At 41.5% G+C, this 15,164-nt stretch carries 14 protein-coding genes; 7 read left to right on the forward strand and 7 right to left on the reverse strand.

Annotation, left to right across the window (positions count from 1 at the left end; genetic code table 11):
* Positions 1-141: 141 nt before the first annotated feature.
* Positions 142-405, reverse strand: a complete 264-nt coding sequence (gene rpsT / locus BM122_RS17745) for a 30S ribosomal protein S20 (protein WP_074906889.1) — start codon at positions 403-405, stop codon at positions 142-144.
* 602 nt (positions 406-1,007) lie between these two features.
* Between rpsT and rplM the strand changes: the two genes are divergently transcribed.
* From rplM to erpA, 4 genes are all read left to right on the forward strand, one after another.
* Positions 1,008-1,442, forward strand: a complete 435-nt coding sequence (gene rplM / locus BM122_RS17750; RefSeq protein WP_074906890.1) for a 50S ribosomal protein L13 — start codon at positions 1,008-1,010, stop codon at positions 1,440-1,442.
* A 3-nt stretch (positions 1,443-1,445) separates the two neighbouring features.
* A complete protein-coding gene (rpsI, locus tag BM122_RS17755) occupies positions 1,446-1,838 on the forward strand; it encodes a 30S ribosomal protein S9 (RefSeq protein WP_046851046.1) in 393 nt (130 codons plus the stop codon).
* A gap of 102 nt (positions 1,839-1,940) precedes the next feature.
* On the forward strand, positions 1,941-2,969 hold the full coding sequence (gene argC / locus BM122_RS17760) for an N-acetyl-gamma-glutamyl-phosphate reductase (protein ID WP_074906891.1): 1,029 nt from the start codon (positions 1,941-1,943) through the stop codon (positions 2,967-2,969).
* 163 nt (positions 2,970-3,132) lie between these two features.
* Positions 3,133-3,498, forward strand: coding sequence for an iron-sulfur cluster insertion protein ErpA (gene erpA, locus BM122_RS17765; protein ID WP_074906892.1), 366 nt, complete (start codon positions 3,133-3,135; stop codon positions 3,496-3,498).
* An 18-nt stretch (positions 3,499-3,516) separates the two neighbouring features.
* Here erpA and BM122_RS17770 read toward each other — a convergent pair whose 3' ends face one another.
* Together BM122_RS17770 and BM122_RS17775 are read right to left on the reverse strand one after the other, a co-directional pair.
* Positions 3,517-4,617: an anhydro-N-acetylmuramic acid kinase gene (locus BM122_RS17770; RefSeq protein ID WP_074906893.1), complete on the reverse strand. Its 1,101-nt coding sequence runs from the start codon at positions 4,615-4,617 to the stop codon at positions 3,517-3,519.
* 44 nt (positions 4,618-4,661) lie between these two features.
* Positions 4,662-5,990 carry an OapA family protein gene (locus tag BM122_RS17775; RefSeq protein WP_074906894.1) on the reverse strand — a complete coding sequence of 443 codons (1,329 nt, stop codon included), beginning with the start codon at positions 5,988-5,990 and terminating at the stop codon, positions 4,662-4,664.
* 141 nt (positions 5,991-6,131) lie between these two features.
* Between BM122_RS17775 and tyrS the strand changes: the two genes are divergently transcribed.
* Positions 6,132-7,346: a tyrosine--tRNA ligase gene (tyrS, locus tag BM122_RS17780; protein WP_074906895.1), complete on the forward strand. Its 1,215-nt coding sequence runs from the start codon at positions 6,132-6,134 to the stop codon at positions 7,344-7,346.
* A 357-nt stretch (positions 7,347-7,703) separates the two neighbouring features.
* On the forward strand, positions 7,704-9,074 hold the full coding sequence (locus tag BM122_RS17785; RefSeq protein ID WP_074906896.1) for a DEAD/DEAH box helicase: 1,371 nt from the start codon (positions 7,704-7,706) through the stop codon (positions 9,072-9,074).
* A 140-nt stretch (positions 9,075-9,214) separates the two neighbouring features.
* Here BM122_RS17785 and BM122_RS17790 read toward each other — a convergent pair whose 3' ends face one another.
* The 4 genes from BM122_RS17790 to rfbA all read right to left on the reverse strand — a co-directional run bounded on the left by BM122_RS17790 (position 9,215) and on the right by rfbA (position 13,098).
* Entirely contained in the window at positions 9,215-10,027 is an 813-nt protein-coding gene (locus BM122_RS17790) for an alkaline phytoceramidase (protein WP_074906897.1), read from the reverse strand.
* Between the two features lie 144 nt (positions 10,028-10,171).
* Complete coding sequence (gene radA, locus BM122_RS17795) at positions 10,172-11,545, reverse strand: DNA repair protein RadA (protein WP_074906901.1); 1,374 nt, start codon at positions 11,543-11,545, stop codon at positions 10,172-10,174.
* Positions 11,546-11,596: 51 nt separating this feature from the next.
* Positions 11,597-12,142 (reverse strand): dTDP-4-dehydrorhamnose 3,5-epimerase, encoded by a 546-nt coding sequence (gene rfbC, locus BM122_RS17800; protein ID WP_074906898.1) that lies wholly within the window; start codon positions 12,140-12,142, stop codon positions 11,597-11,599.
* Between the two features lie 2 nt (positions 12,143-12,144).
* Positions 12,145-13,098, reverse strand: coding sequence for a glucose-1-phosphate thymidylyltransferase RfbA (gene rfbA, locus BM122_RS17805; protein WP_074906899.1), 954 nt, complete (start codon positions 13,096-13,098; stop codon positions 12,145-12,147).
* A gap of 180 nt (positions 13,099-13,278) precedes the next feature.
* Between rfbA and BM122_RS17810 the strand changes: the two genes are divergently transcribed.
* A complete protein-coding gene (locus BM122_RS17810) occupies positions 13,279-14,910 on the forward strand; it encodes an ABC transporter transmembrane domain-containing protein (RefSeq protein ID WP_074906900.1) in 1,632 nt (543 codons plus the stop codon).
* Positions 14,911-15,164: the final 254 nt, after the last annotated feature.

Here is a 15,164-nt window from a genome sequence, read left to right on the forward strand (position 1 = left end):
GGTCGACAGGTTCGCATGCAGTGCTCCCGCAAACATTACTCCACAGGCTATCGCTAGCCCCTTCAGCCATTTTCTGGCATTCATTCCTCTCTCCTCCCTTCTTTGCTTTTTGTTTTAATACATGAATTTCTATCCAGATTATCACGCCATAGCTTTAATCGAACTTGCTAAACGGCTTTTATGCCGTGCGGCCTTGTTTTTATGAATAATCCCCTTATTTGCGATAGAATCCAAAACACTGGTTGATTTCCTAAACACAGTTTCAGCTAAATCTTTATCCCCAGATTCAATTGCTTTTCTTATGCTCTTGATCGCAGTTCTCATTCTGGATCGCAAACTAAAATTTTGCTCTCGCCTCACGACAGTTTGTCTAGCTCGTTTCTTGGCTTGTGCTGTGTTGGCCATATATAATTCCCCAATCAATTTTTGCTAAAAAACCTCGGATGTTACGTTTATTCTAAAAATAATGCAACATTACGTCATCATTAATATTCTTCGACCAAATTACTACTGACAGTAAACCGCTCAAAAACCAGGTCTTCCATTATAAAATTAAAATCTCTAATATCTGCTTTTTAGAAATATTCTCAAAAAAGAATGATATATAATATATAATATATTGCTTCTATTATAATTTTTCATTCAATGAAATAATGAAAAATCAAGATTCATCAATGCCTACCGAAGGGATCTTGAGCGCAAGGCCGTGCATACTTCTATAATTTCCTGAAATACCTTATAATTTGAATTTTGCTTCATCCATATCTATCGATATCCTGCTTCACCTTACATCATACCCAACTATCAAAATCTACTTGATGAACAGAATCATTTTTCGTATTTTTCGTTGAAGATACGTTCGCTGAAAATACGATACGCGCCCACATCAAATTCATTTCATAATGGAAGAGACTGAAAATTGACAATTCCGTATGAGTAGAATAATATTTCTGATTAATTTGTGTTCAAAAAGAAAACACTCAATATAAAAAAGCGAGATAAGTTCAGTGAAAACCTTTTCAGCTAAACCGCATGAAGTCAAACATGATTGGTTTGTTATAGATGCGACCGATAAAGTTTTGGGAAGATTAGCCGCAGCGATAGCACATCGTTTGCGTGGCAAACATAAACCTATCTATACTCCTCATATTGATACAGGAGATTATATCGTTGTCGTTAATGTTGATAAAATCCGTGTAACGGGGAATAAGGCAGAAGATAAGAAATATTACCGTCATAGTGGCTATCCTGGGGGAATATACGAAACCAGTTTCAAGAAGATGCATGCACGTTTTCCTGGAAGACCTCTAGAAAAAGCAGTAAAAGGCATGTTACCCAAGGGTCCTTTAGGTTACGCTATGTTCAAAAAACTTAAAGTGTATGCAGGAGATACTCATCCTCATACCGCACAGCAACCAAAGCTATTAGAAATCAGGGCTTAATTTATGGCAATAAATTATAATTACGGGACTGGTCGCAGAAAAAGCGCTGTAGCTAGAGTCTTTATTAAACCAGGGAGTGGCTTATTTACCATTAATAATAAGCCAGTTGATGAATATTTTTCACGTGAAACCGGACGCATGATTGTTCGTCAGCCGCTTGAGTTGACTGGCAACATGGCAAATCTGGATATAATGGTTAATCTCTGCGGTGGTGGGGAATCCGGACAAGCAGGTGCAGTGCGCCACGGAATAACCAGAGCTCTAATTGATTATGACGCTTCCCTTAAACCAGTTTTAAGCAAGGCAGGCTTTGTGACACGTGATGCACGTGAGGTTGAACGGAAGAAAGTTGGCTTACGTAAGGCACGTCGACGCAAACAATTCTCTAAACGTTGATTTATTAAATTTTCCAATAAAAGCCGCCTATATTGGCGGCTTTTTTGTTTTACCAGAAGTAAAATATATTAAGATATATGCTCTAATACATAGGAACTCTCTATGATAAAAGTCGGTATAGTGGGTGGAACAGGTTACACAGGAGTGGAGTTGTTACGCATTCTTGCACAACACCCGAAAGTTCAACTAGAAGTAATCACTTCACGCCAAGAAGCTGGCATGCCTGTGGATGAATTATTTCCCAGTTTACGCAAGCAGATAACCCTTAAGTTTACTGACCCCGGCAAGGCGGAGCTAAATAAATGTGATATCGTTTTTTTTGCCACGCCCAATGGAGTGGCTATGCAACAGGCAAAAGCCTTGTACGATGCTGGCGTTTTTGTTGTTGACTTATCGGCAGATTTTCGTATCAAAGATGTGGCAGAATGGCAAAAGTGGTATGGAATGTCTCATGCTTGCCCGGAATTGGTTGCAGAAGCAGTGTATGGTTTGCCCGAAATAAATCGTGAGCAAATAAAAAATGCGCGATTAATAGCTAATCCTGGTTGCTATCCTACCGCAGTCCAATTAGGCTTTTTGCCTTTAATTGAAGCTGGAGTAGTCGATATGAATCATCTGATTGCTGATACTAAATCAGGTGTATCCGGTGCAGGACGTAAAGCAGAAGTCCATGCCTTATTTTCAGAAGCAGCTGATAACTTCAAGTCTTATGCAGTACCAGGGCATCGCCACCTACCTGAAATAAAGCAGGGCTTATTCAGTATAGCTAAAAAACAGGTTGGTCTTACCTTTGTGCCTCATCTTACACCCATGATTCGTGGAATACATGCAACACTCTATGCAAAACTGACCAAAAAGGTTGATTTGCAAACTTTATATGCGGATCGTTACGCTAAAGAACCATTTGTAGATGTATTACCAGCAGGCAATCATCCAGAAACACGTTCTGTCCGAGGATCTAATTATTGTCGAATTGCAGTGCACCGCCCCCAGGATGGCGACATTGTAGTAATACTTTCGGTAACAGATAATCTCGTGAAGGGTGCAGCAGGGCAGGCAGTACAAAATATGAATATCATATTTGGATTTCCAGAAACATTAGGAATTGAGCACGTTCCATTATTGCCTTAACCTTATTTTGAGCTCAATTTATCTATAAAATAAGAAACTGTTCCAAAAGAAATACTTCTAAATCAAATAAATCTCGGTCATAAATTAATTTTCTACATACCTAAATAACAATACGCCTTATTCGAGATTTTTATTTAATAATAGATAAAATAGGTGGAATGATATGAGCACAATAAATACCAATGTAAACACTGAAAAGCAGTTACCTTTAATGTTTACTGCGAATGCAGCAGACAAAGTTAAGCATCTTATAGAAGAAGAAGGAAACCATAATTTAAAATTAAGGGTCTTTGTAAGCGGAGGGGGATGCTCAGGCTTTCAATATGGCTTTACTTTCGATGAAATCATCAATGAAGACGATTTTGTTATGGAAAAAGAAGGGGTAAAACTGTTAGTGGATTCGATGAGCTTTCAATATTTAATTGGTGCTGAAATTGATTACCAGGAAAACCCTCAGGGCGCACAGTTCATTATTAGAAATCCGTCTGCGGCAAGCACATGTGGTTGCGGCTCTTCTTTCTCTATTTAATTGCTTAGCTATCAAGGTTTAGGCAGTATAAATTGCTCCAAGAATCCGGCAACCTTGTGCACCCGTAACAGCGGGAAGATTACCAGGTACTTTATTAATCGTTTGTTTGGCTAACCAGGCAAACGCAAACGCCTCCATCCAATCGGCATCGACACCTAATACATCGGTCAGATTAACTTCTTTCCCGGATAAAGCTGTCTTTAGCTCATCTATCAGCTTCCCATTGCGGGCCCCTCCCCCACACACATAAATTTCTTCAGCCTCCGGGAAATGGAGCCATATAGATTGTGCAATGGTTTCAACAGAAAGCTTCAGCAATGTTGCCTGCACATTTCTGGGCGACTCTTTCCCATGCAAATAGCTGTTTAACCACTCACTATTAAATATCTCTCTCCCCGTACTTTTCGGTGGTGGTAGAGAGAAAAAGGGAAATGCCAGCAATGCCTCCAGTAATTCTGGAATAATACATCCTGTTTCGGCCCAGTATCCATTGTGATCATAAAGGCTTCCTGTGTGCTGTAAGCACCACGCATCCATCAATATATTCCCTGGGCCGCAATCAAAACCAATAACCTCCCTCCTAGGTGAAAGACTAGTAATGTTTGCAATACCACCAATATTCACTATGATGCGATGTTTTTCTGTATGGCCAAATATGACTTGATGAAATGCCGGCACCAAGGGAGCACCTTGCCCTCCTGCTGCGATATCACGACTTCTGAAATCCGCAACCACAGTGATACCAGTCAACTCAGACAGAAGTGCAGCATTACCTAATTGGATACTATAAGCTCTTTCAGATTGGGGGCAATGTCTCACAGTCTGCCCATGGCATCCAATAGCCGTAATATTTTGCGAGCTAACCCCACTTTTGCTTAGAAGCCCTTCTACTGCGTCAGCATATAATCTAGATAGTTGATTACTCAGTAATGCAGCACGATGTAACTCATCATAGCCAACTTGATTTAATGCTAATAGTTTTTCGCGTAAATATTGATCGTACACCAAGAAATAAGTCTCGATCAAAGAAGGAGTCGGAAAATTAAAGTCGACTAATGCCACATCTATTCCATCGAGGCTTGTTCCAGACATAATCCCAATATAAAGAGATTCTCTCAAAAGATTCACTCACTAGACTGTAGAAAATTCGTAAAACTCAGGGATCAATTGGCGGAAGCGAAATTGGCATTACGAAGTAGATCTAAGCGAGCAACAAGCTCTTTTGTATCTCGCTGAAACGCAGCTCTGTTTCTTTTGCTGATAGGGTGCGCAGCAGGCATTACCATCTTTGATGGATCGCGCTGAACTCCATTTATACGAAGCTCATAATGTAGATGCGGTCCTGTTGCCATTCCAGTTGAACCAACATATCCTATCACTTCACCTTGCTTAACATACTTTATTTTTTGTATACCTTTTTTGAAAGCGGATAAATGTCCATAAGCAGTACTGTATTCTCCCCGATGCTTCAATATGATCAGATTACCATATCCGTTCTTTCGCCCAGTGTATTCTATTGTTCCATCTGCCGTCGCCATAACAGGGGTACCTGTTGGTGCAGCATAGTCGATTCCCTTATGAGCTCGCCATTGCTTCAATATCGGATGGAAACGAGCATTTGTGAATCCTGAGCTGATCCGAGAAAATTCTAGCGGCGCTCGCAAAAACGGTTTGCGTAAACTCTCACCGGATGGGGTGTAGTAATCACCCTCTTCATCAGGAGCTTGGAAATAGACGGCCCGATAAGATTTACCCTTATTAATAAATTCAACCGCCAAAACACGTCCATATTGAGTATTCTCGCCATTATCATGAGAAGTCTCATAAACGACCGTGAAACGATCACCTTTTTGCAAGTCACGGTAAAAGTCAATATCTGATGCAAAAATATTAGCAATCTGAATTGCGATACTTGTGGGCAATCCAGCAGCATCCGTGGCTGCAAACAAAGAACTTTCTATCACGCCAGACCCAACACTGACACGTGTGTTTACTTCAGCTGACTGCTCGCTCATTTCATAAGTGTCATCAGCCTTCTCCATCAGGAATTGCTCACCATTGCCGTAGAAATATCGTAACGCTAACAATTCCCCATCTGCTGTAGTTTCAGCATGAATAACTTCCCCAGGCTTGAGTTGCCGCATCGCTTTACTGCCTTTGGCAACGCGTAAGAAATTAGCTTTATCCTGCTGATTAATTTCCAAGCGCGCAAGAATCGCAGCCATTGTGTCTCCACGACGAATGTTTTCCTGACGCCAAAAAGCACTATTCGTATCAGCAGAAATGGCCATTTCAGGAAGCGGAAGAGTACGAACAATTTTACGTTCTGGAATATCTTGTAAAGAAGTATTGGGTGCGATGCCAAATGCAGTGACTATGCCAAATAGGGGCAGACTGGATAAGATTGTTAGCCAACGTAATCTTTTATGTATAAACACCGATGGCTTTTGCGCTAAAATTCTTATTTTATCGCGTGGTGACGTATATAGCATCTTATGTTACATCTCCTATTTGTTGTGAGCCGGCCGGTAAGTCTAGCACAAAAATGTGCAATCCCTAGCCTGGCATTCCATAGTAAACGAACTTAAAATAAGCAGATTTTTAAGACTATAAAATAACCCATTGTATTTATTGTGTTTAACTCAATCTCAGAACAACTTAAAATAATCAAACGCGGATGTCATGAGCTGCTGATAGAAGAAGAATTAATCCAGAAACTCAAAGCAGGCGCGCCTTTGAGAATTAAAGCTGGATTTGATCCTACTGCGCCTGACCTGCACTTGGGCCATACGGTATTACTTAATAAGTTACGCCAATTACAGGATATGGGTCACCATATCTTATTTTTGATTGGTGATTTTACGGGAATGATCGGTGATCCAACTGGGAAAAATTCGACACGTCCTCCGTTAACACGTGAGGAAGTCGTGCAGAATGCAAAATCCTATACCAGCCAGGTATTTAAAATTCTTAGATCGGATCAAACCGAAGTGGTATTTAACTCTACCTGGATGGATACACTTAACGCCGCCGATCTTATTAAACTTTCGGCAACTCATACGGTTGCCCGAATGTTGGAGAGAGACGACTTCAGCAAACGTTATCGTACTAACCAGCCTATTGCTCTCCACGAGTTTCTCTACCCCCTTATTCAAGGCTATGACTCAGTTGCCCTCAAAGCCGATATCGAATTAGGCGGTACTGACCAAAAATTCAATTTATTGATGGGACGTGAATTACAGAAACATTTTGGTCAGCCACCTCAATGCATTCTCACCATGCCATTATTAGAAGGGTTGGATGGCATCAATAAAATGTCCAAATCTTTGAACAACTATGTTGGCATCACTGAAAGCGCTAATGATATCTTCGGAAAGCTCATGTCAGTTTCCGATAGTTTGATGTGGCGCTATATCGAGTTATTATCATTTGAATCATTAGATACTATCGATAAGTGGAAGCAGGAGGTAAAACAAGGTCGAAATCCACGAGAAATTAAAGTACTGTTTGCTCAGGAGATCGTAGCCCGCTTTAATTCCAAGGTGGATGCTGAGAAAGCACTGATCGATTTCGAAACTCGCTTCAAAAAAGGGGCTATACCAGATGATATTCCTGAAAAATTACTTCAGATCAATGAAACAAACATTCCTATTGCCCAGTTATTAAAGCAATCTGGGTTGACGTCGAGTAGTAGTGAAGCATTACGCATGATTGAGCAAGGGGGAGTAAAGCTAAACGGAAATAAAATTGTTGATAAGTCACTCCATCTAGCGGTTGGCGAAACAGTCGTGGTCCAAGTAGGCAAGCGTAAATTTGCTAAAGTAACCATAGCTCCAGCTAAATGCTAGCTAGATTTGTTATGCCTAAAACTAATCTTCTCCTCTGCTCTTAAAGACCTAAAGTAAGTAAGCCAAGCTCTATTTTCATGATAACGAGTAGTCAGTTTTTTCGCATCGCCAATGAAAAGACTCGACATATTTGGTAATTCCTGTATACTCCGTTAATTACACAAATAGTAGTTATCTTTTTAGATTCCATCGTTTCTGACCTTCTTCCGATTTTCCCACTACATAGTCTGGAAATTGCGTAATACCACTGGTTAGCTGCGATGTTTTATATCTGCGCCAGCGGTATTTGTTGCCTACGAGTTTCTGGTCTCAATCCCTGCTCGCGTATTTTTTATTTATACACATCAGGAAAACAACGTGTCTTTTGAAGATTTAAATTTACATCCCTCTATTGTTAAAGCAATTAATGAGTTAGGTTACACCTCTCCTACACCTATCCAACAGCAAGCTATTCCAGAATTAATTCAAGGTCATGATGTCATGGCTTCGGCGCAAACAGGGACTGGCAAAACAGCCGCATTCATGTTACCTGCACTGCATCGCCTGGCTACCCCTATAAAAGTACAAGGTCGTGGGCCGCGCATCCTCGTATTGACACCTACTCGTGAATTAGCGTTGCAAGTCTCTGATGCAGCAAGCAAGTATGGCAAATATCTGCCTCGCATCAAAGTTGTTAGTATTTTGGGTGGAATGTCTTACGTTATGCAAAACAAATTATTATCTCAAACGGTAGATATCTTAGTCGCAACACCTGGACGTCTAATTGATCACATTCAGCGAGGACGCATTAATTTCTCCCGTCTGGAAATGCTGGTATTAGACGAAGCAGATCGTATGCTAGATATGGGATTTGTCCAAGATGTTGAAAGTATTGCCTCAGCTACTCCAGCAAGTCGTCAAACTTTATTATTCTCCGCTACACTAGACTCAACGATAGACAAAATTGCAGCACGATTACTGAAATCCCCTAAACGCATACAAGTTGCCTCGCAACGCGCAAAACTTGAAAATATCGAGCAACGCCTTCATTATGTGGATGATCTCTTGCACAAAAATAAACTGCTCGATCATTTATTGCGTGATCAATCACTCAAGCAAGCGATCGTTTTTACCGCAACCAAGCGCGACGCAGACGATTTAGCGGACGATCTCGCAGCACAAGGGCATGAGGTCGGGGCACTTCATGGTGATATGAGTCAGCGTGAACGTACACGCACTTTGACTAAACTGCGTAACGGAAGGCTTCGTATACTGGTGGCAACGGACGTAGCGGCAAGAGGAATTGACATCGCCGATATTACTCACGTTATCAATTTTGATTTGCCGAAATTTGCTGAAGACTATGTACATCGTATTGGACGAACAGGCCGCGCTGGTGCTTCAGGCATTGCTGTTTCCTTTGCTTCCGGGAAAGATAGCATCAGCCTGAAAAGAATTGAACGCTTCACGGGTCAGCGCATTACTCCTTCTGTCATTCCAGGCATGGAACCAAAATTTAAACCACGAATTCGGCAAAATGAAGGAAAAGCCCAGAAAGTTCCTCATGTTGTTCATAAGCGGAATCGTTCTTGGGCATCAAATGAAAGAAATTCTTTTAACCACGCCGATTCAAATAAGAACCATTCTCATAGATTCGAGCGCACTACTAGTAACGATAGCAAGAAGCGTTCCTCCTTTAGACGCCCAAATCAATTCAATTCGGGCATTTATGCTGAATCAAGCAATTAATTCAACCCGTAAGAATAATTCTAAAAAACCACTTTTAGGATAATCTGTAAAAAGAGAAGGCGAATAAATAACTACGGCAGGTCACTGCCGTAGTATACCCCCTATTCACTGACCACCATCTTGCGAGATTTGGATATTTTTCACCTCTCATTGCATTTCCTTATTTGATCTGCTTGATTAAATCTTTCTAATAATCTACGCTTTTTTAGCATACGTAGAATCCAGTAAGCGGCAAAGCCTGCTAGAAGATGTTTAAGCGTATGGCCACTAATAATCTGACCGAAATGATAGATCTCCTCATCCAGTATTTCTGCCAGCTTAGCCAGACCGTAAAGGAAAATAATCAGGTAAGTATCTCGTCCTCGTGTATAGCGGGATGGAAACAGAATTGCCAATAAAATGATCGATAGTATCGAGCAGATTTGCACGACAATATAAAAATTCAGATTCCCGGCGCCCTGCAGTTCACTCCAGTACCAGTAAGTCACACTAGCCACCCCAATTATTAGCAATACCGGTAACCATCGCAAACCTTGTTTGACACCAATCCGCTCCGTCATGGTTGCAGCTAATAAACCCATGATTGCAATGGTTATATGGAACCTATCCCAAAATAAAGTATGGTTATCTGGTTGCCAATGATAATAAGCTGATCCCATACTCACTAAGATGATACTTAAAAATATGGTCACGTATGGCCAGTATTCTGAGAAGGCAGAAAACGTTGTTTGTGAGAGCAATGCCTGCATACGTCTCAGAAACACTAAGCCAGCTACCCCAACAAACAAAAAAGCCAGATTAGAAACAACGTTGAGAAAATTGGGAATACCCAGAAATGAGCGCTGGTCAATAAATTCATGATAGGAAAGAGGCTGAGGAAAGGGTGGCAAGATCGCAGCAACGAGTAATCCCATAATGAAAAGTATTATCAAAATACAAAATTTGGTTTTCATGATCTTCAATTTTGATTACAACAGTCATCTTATTCCATTTCCAAATCAAAAATGACGGGAAGGCGAGCCACAGACAGTATCAATAATACGGCAAAGTGAAGCCGACAAAATTAGTTTTGATTTAGAAATGGAATGAATACTTCCTCAACGCAATTGAATCACTGCTTCTTCGATCCGCTGCACCGCGATGATCTCAAGGCCAGGAATAGATTGTTTGGGCTGATTAGCCTTGGGAATAATCGCTTTAACAAAGCCCAATTTGGCAGCCTCTTTTAATCGCTCCTGACCACGCTGAACGGGACGCACCTCACCTGCTAAGCCGATTTCACCGAACACGACTATTTTTTCCGGCAATGGTTTGTTTTTCAGAGAAGAAACTATCGCAAGGACAACCGCCAAATCTGCACCAGGCTCTGTGATTTTGGCTCCCCCCACCGCATTGATAAAAACATCCTGATCAAAGCAAGGGATGCCTGCATGTCGGTGCAATACTGCCAGTAACATCGCCAGCCGATTTTGTTCTAATCCTACACTTAATCGCCTGGGATTAGGCGCATGAGCAGCATCAACCAGCGCTTGGATCTCTACCAATAATGGACGCGACCCTTCTTGGGTTACCATCACACAACTACCGGACACTCGGCTATCATGATGAGAAAGAAATAAGGCTGAAGGGTTGCTCACTTCACGCAGACCCTTCTCGGTCATTGCAAAAACGCCCAATTCATTGACGGCACCAAAGCGGTTTTTGAATGCCCGAACCAAACGAAAACTGGAATGGTTATCACCTTCAAAATACAGCACGGTATCCACCATATGTTCAAGTACACGCGGCCCAGCAAGTGCACCTTCCTTGGTAACATGACCAATTAGAAGTATGCAGATTCCTTGAGTCTTAGCTAATCGTGTCAACTGAGCAGCACATTCGCGCACCTGAGCAACTGATCCTGGTGCCGATTGTAGTGTATCCGAATAAATGGTCTGAATCGAATCAATCACAGCCACTTTGGGTTGATATTCAGCGAGTACTGCTTGAATGTTTTCCAACTGAATTTCGGTCAATAGTTTGACTGCTGATACCTCAAGCGTTAAACGTTTGGCACGTAGCGCAACTTGTTGTGCTGACTCTTCCCCACTAACATACAATACCTCGTACCGGGCCGACATGGCTGAGAGCGCCTGCAATAACAGTGTGGATTTACCAATACCGGGATCGCCACCCAGCAGCACAACCCCTCCTCGCACTAAGCCACCTCCTAATACCCGATCAAATTCGGTCATTCCTGTCGAGTAACGCGGAGATTCTTCTGTTACAACCTCATTTAAATTGCATACTTGGCTAGCCTCAGCTGCAGCAATCAAGCGGAAGCTATTTTTATCGAAACTCGTGTAACTCGTTTTCTCAGCAACCGCTTCTACTAGCGTGTTCCATTCTCGACAGTGCGGGCACTGTCCCTGCCATTTCAAAGTTTGGCCACCACAGGCATTGCAGAAATAAAGCGATTTAGATCTAGCCATCATTTAAAACCCTTACGGCTATCATCCCGACCAAAAGAGTAAACGGATCGATTACTCGTAAACTTCTGCTTCGTAAAAAGGTTTTCCTTGCGCATCTTTGGTTGATAACATAGGCTCGTTCTCAATAGGCCAGTGGATATTTAATACCGGATCGTCCCATAGAATACAACGCTCATATTCAGGCTCCCAGTAATCTGTTGTTTGATAAAGAAATTCTGCAAATGCTGAAAGTACGACAAAACCATGAGCAAAACCTTCAGGGATCCAAAGCTGTTTCTTATTTTCCGCACTCAAAATTTCTCCCACCCACTGCCCAAATGTAGGAGAAGTTTTACGAAGATCCACTGCCACATCAAATACTTCACCCGCAATTACACGTACCAGCTTACCTTGAGGCTGCTTGATCTGATAATGCAAACCGCGCAAAACATGTTTCATAGAACGGGAATGATTACTTTGGACAAATGTCACATTTCTACCGATCAAAGCGTCGAATTGGCGCTGATTATAACTTTCGAAGAAGAAACCACGTTCATCACCGAATACGCGTGGTTCAATGAGGTATACCTCAGGTATCACTAACTGCGTCGCTTTCATAGTTAACCAAGCTTTTCCTCATTATTCGTACTATCAATATAGCCATGCTTGAGAATCTGCATCAAATATAGACCATAACCATTTTTACTCAATGGGTGAGCCAGCTTTTCCAACTGGGCAGCATTAATCCACCCTTTTCGATAAGCAATTTCTTCTGGACAGGCTATTTTAAGTCCTTGCCTGTGCTCTATCGTAGCCACAAATTGACTGGCATCCAGCAAAGAATCATAGGTACCCGTATCAAGCCAGGCATAGCCACGTCCCATAATTTCCACATTCAGCCTATTTTGAGCCAAATAAATCCGATTGAGATCAGTGATTTCCAGTTCATTACGTGCTGAAGGCTTAAGACTTTTGGAAAAATCAACTACTTGCTGATCATAAAAATACAAACCAGTTACAGCATAATTTGATTTCGGTTGCCTGGGCTTTTCTTCCAAATCGACCGCCAGCCCTTTTTGATCAAACTCAACCACACCATAACGTTCAGGATCATTAACATGATAGGCAAAAACACTCGCGCCTTCTTGACGTATCATGGCATTCTCGAGCAGATAATGGAAATCATGCCCATAAAAAATATTGTCCCCCAGAATAAGTGCAGAATGATCATTGTGGATAAAAGATTCGCCAATGATAAAAGCCTGAGCCAATCCATCTGGTGAGGACTGGATAGCATAAGATAAATTCAGCCCCCAATGCTCACCACTTCCCAGCAGATGTCTAAAAAGCGGCGTATCCTGTGGCGTAGAAATAATGAGGATATCGCGAATACCCGCCAGCATCAGTGTGCTTAATGGATAATAGATCATTGGTTTATCAAAAACCGGCAATAGCTGTTTGGAGACAACCTGAGTAACGGGATATAGTCTTGTACCAGAACCACCCGCTAAAATAATACCTTTTCTTCGGCAAGCAACAGTTTGTGACAGATTAATAGGATGCACTGGAATCATTTTTATTATTTTATTGCATTAAATTTAATTGTTTCTAACAATTATTTGAACAAAAGCCTGATTAAAATAGATTGTTTAATTTAGTCATAATATTTCTTACACTTAATGACATGTCTAACTTTTTTACATCCCCTGCTACCACATGCATCCATTGTATCTTGATATTCAGATAAGCTGACTATGATCGAAATACAAATGCTCCGCCGCCTGATGATATGGGTTGTGCCCTACTGGACAATGCTCGCATTCGCTATCATCAGCCTGATTACTATTGCAGTCACTACCTCCATATTACCCTTATTTATAAAACCATTACTCGATAATATTCTGACCAGTCAGCATGGGTTAGAAGAGTTTCAGTTTGCTCTTCTGGCGATACTAGGTTTATTAATTACACGTAGCCTCGCAAGCTTCTCTTGTAGTTATGCAACTAGTTGGGTAAGTGGAAAAGTCGGAATAGATCTGCGAAGAACCTTGTTTGAGAAACTCCTAGCGCTACCCTTATCCTACCCGAAGGAAGCGAATCCAGACAAACTCAGTATCAATCTCTTCTCAGAAATCGAGCACGCTACCGATAGTATCGCTCAGATCCTAATCATTTTCGTCAAAGAAATATTAACCATAACTGGCTTACTGATAGTGATGATACTCTTAAACTGGGAATTCTCATTCATGGGATTTTTAATCGCACTGGTTATTGGCTTAATTATGCAATTTGTCTCTCAAGCGAGCAACTCACATCAAAAAGTACCTCACTTATTAATAACGTCTACTTTCTTAACATCGAGCAAGCATATCAAATCAATCAAGCTTGATGGTAGCCAGTCACAAGAAAGTCAACATTTTTGCAACTCCATTGATCATCAACGAAACCTTGCCCTAAAACAAGTAGCCACCAAAACATTTAGCAAAACCATTGCATTCATTATGATTGCTACCATCTTGACGGTGTTTTTTCTCCTTTTTAAACAACAGATCTCTCTTGGCATGATGACGGTCGGAGACGCAAGTGCTTTAATCACAGCAGTACTGATGCTGGTTCTTCCTGTGAGACGCGTACTGAACATACAGATATCTCCGCAAAATAAGTTTCAAGTCATCCACAATATCGATTCACTGCTTGCACAAAAAAATGAAACTGATTCAGGCAAAGTTGAGATAACAAGCGTGCGCGGTCAAATACGGTTTGAAGAAATCAATGCTGGTTATTACTCACAAATATGCCCTCCCCTCTTCAACCTCACCTTGACGATACAGCCGGGTGAAATCATCGCGCTACCAATCTCCAGCCAAGGTCAGGAAAGAACATTCATCGATCTCATTGCACGTTTCATTCACCCAGCAAGTGGAAGAATCTTGCTAGATGACGTCGATATTGCCACGATCAAGCTAGCTGATTTGCGTGCAAAGATCGCCTGGATAACACCCGACACCAGGCTTCTAAACGATACCATCGCAGCTAATATCGCCTATGGTACAACACGCTGCGCCACAGAAGCGAGCGTCATGAAAGTTGCGCGCACTTGCCATGTGACAAAATTTGCGCGTGAAATGCCGCATGGCCTTCAAACCAGAATTGACAATAAAGATATTAAGTTCACGGAGAATCAGCGCCAACGCATCTTGATTGCCCGGGCATTACTTAAAAACCCGGCGATTGTCATCATTGACGAAACAACGGCCGTTTTTGATATCAATTGTCCATTGGTAAACAATGCGCTAGATGCTTTAATCCAGAATCGCACTACTTTGATCGCCTCATCCCAACCAAACATGCTTGGAAAAGCGCATCGGATTATCAAGTTAACATAGTCGGAGTGATTAGATTCAGAGAAAGTACTTCTTTAGTAGCCAGGTCCAACCCTATAAAACAGGTGAATAGTAGTAGGGTCGCAAAACCACAATTATTTCTTCTTTAATACCAACAGTATGTCATCCAACCCATACCGTATTACTTCTAGTACTTAGTTTCATCAAAACATATACATATTTAAAATTATGAGCCATAATCCCCCTGTTCGATAACGGGAGAGCAAACATGGCAAGAAAAAGTGGGCGAGGAAAAC

This window comes from Nitrosomonas communis, assembly GCF_900114745.1.
Taxonomy (GTDB): Bacteria; Pseudomonadota; Gammaproteobacteria; order Burkholderiales; family Nitrosomonadaceae; genus Nitrosomonas; species Nitrosomonas communis_A.

What these genes read in the sequence shown, in the direction of transcription:
- rpsT (WP_074906889.1), bottom strand. Translation starts at nt 405, where the DNA reads ATGGCCAACACAGCACAAGCCAAGAAACGAGCTAGACAAACTGTCGTG.
- rpsI (WP_046851046.1), top strand. Translation starts at nt 1,446, where the DNA reads ATGGCAATAAATTATAATTACGGGACTGGTCGCAGAAAAAGCGCTGTA.
- argC (WP_074906891.1), top strand. Translation starts at nt 1,941, where the DNA reads ATGATAAAAGTCGGTATAGTGGGTGGAACAGGTTACACAGGAGTGGAG.
- erpA (WP_074906892.1), top strand. Translation starts at nt 3,133, where the DNA reads ATGAGCACAATAAATACCAATGTAAACACTGAAAAGCAGTTACCTTTA.
- BM122_RS17775 (WP_074906894.1), bottom strand. Translation starts at nt 5,990, where the DNA reads ATGCTATATACGTCACCACGCGATAAAATAAGAATTTTAGCGCAAAAG.
- BM122_RS17790 (WP_074906897.1), bottom strand. Translation starts at nt 10,027, where the DNA reads ATGAAAACCAAATTTTGTATTTTGATAATACTTTTCATTATGGGATTA.
- radA (WP_074906901.1), bottom strand. Translation starts at nt 11,545, where the DNA reads ATGGCTAGATCTAAATCGCTTTATTTCTGCAATGCCTGTGGTGGCCAA.
- rfbC (WP_074906898.1), bottom strand. Translation starts at nt 12,142, where the DNA reads ATGAAAGCGACGCAGTTAGTGATACCTGAGGTATACCTCATTGAACCA.
- rfbA (WP_074906899.1), bottom strand. Translation starts at nt 13,098, where the DNA reads ATGATTCCAGTGCATCCTATTAATCTGTCACAAACTGTTGCTTGCCGA.
- BM122_RS17810 (WP_074906900.1), top strand. Translation starts at nt 13,279, where the DNA reads ATGATCGAAATACAAATGCTCCGCCGCCTGATGATATGGGTTGTGCCC.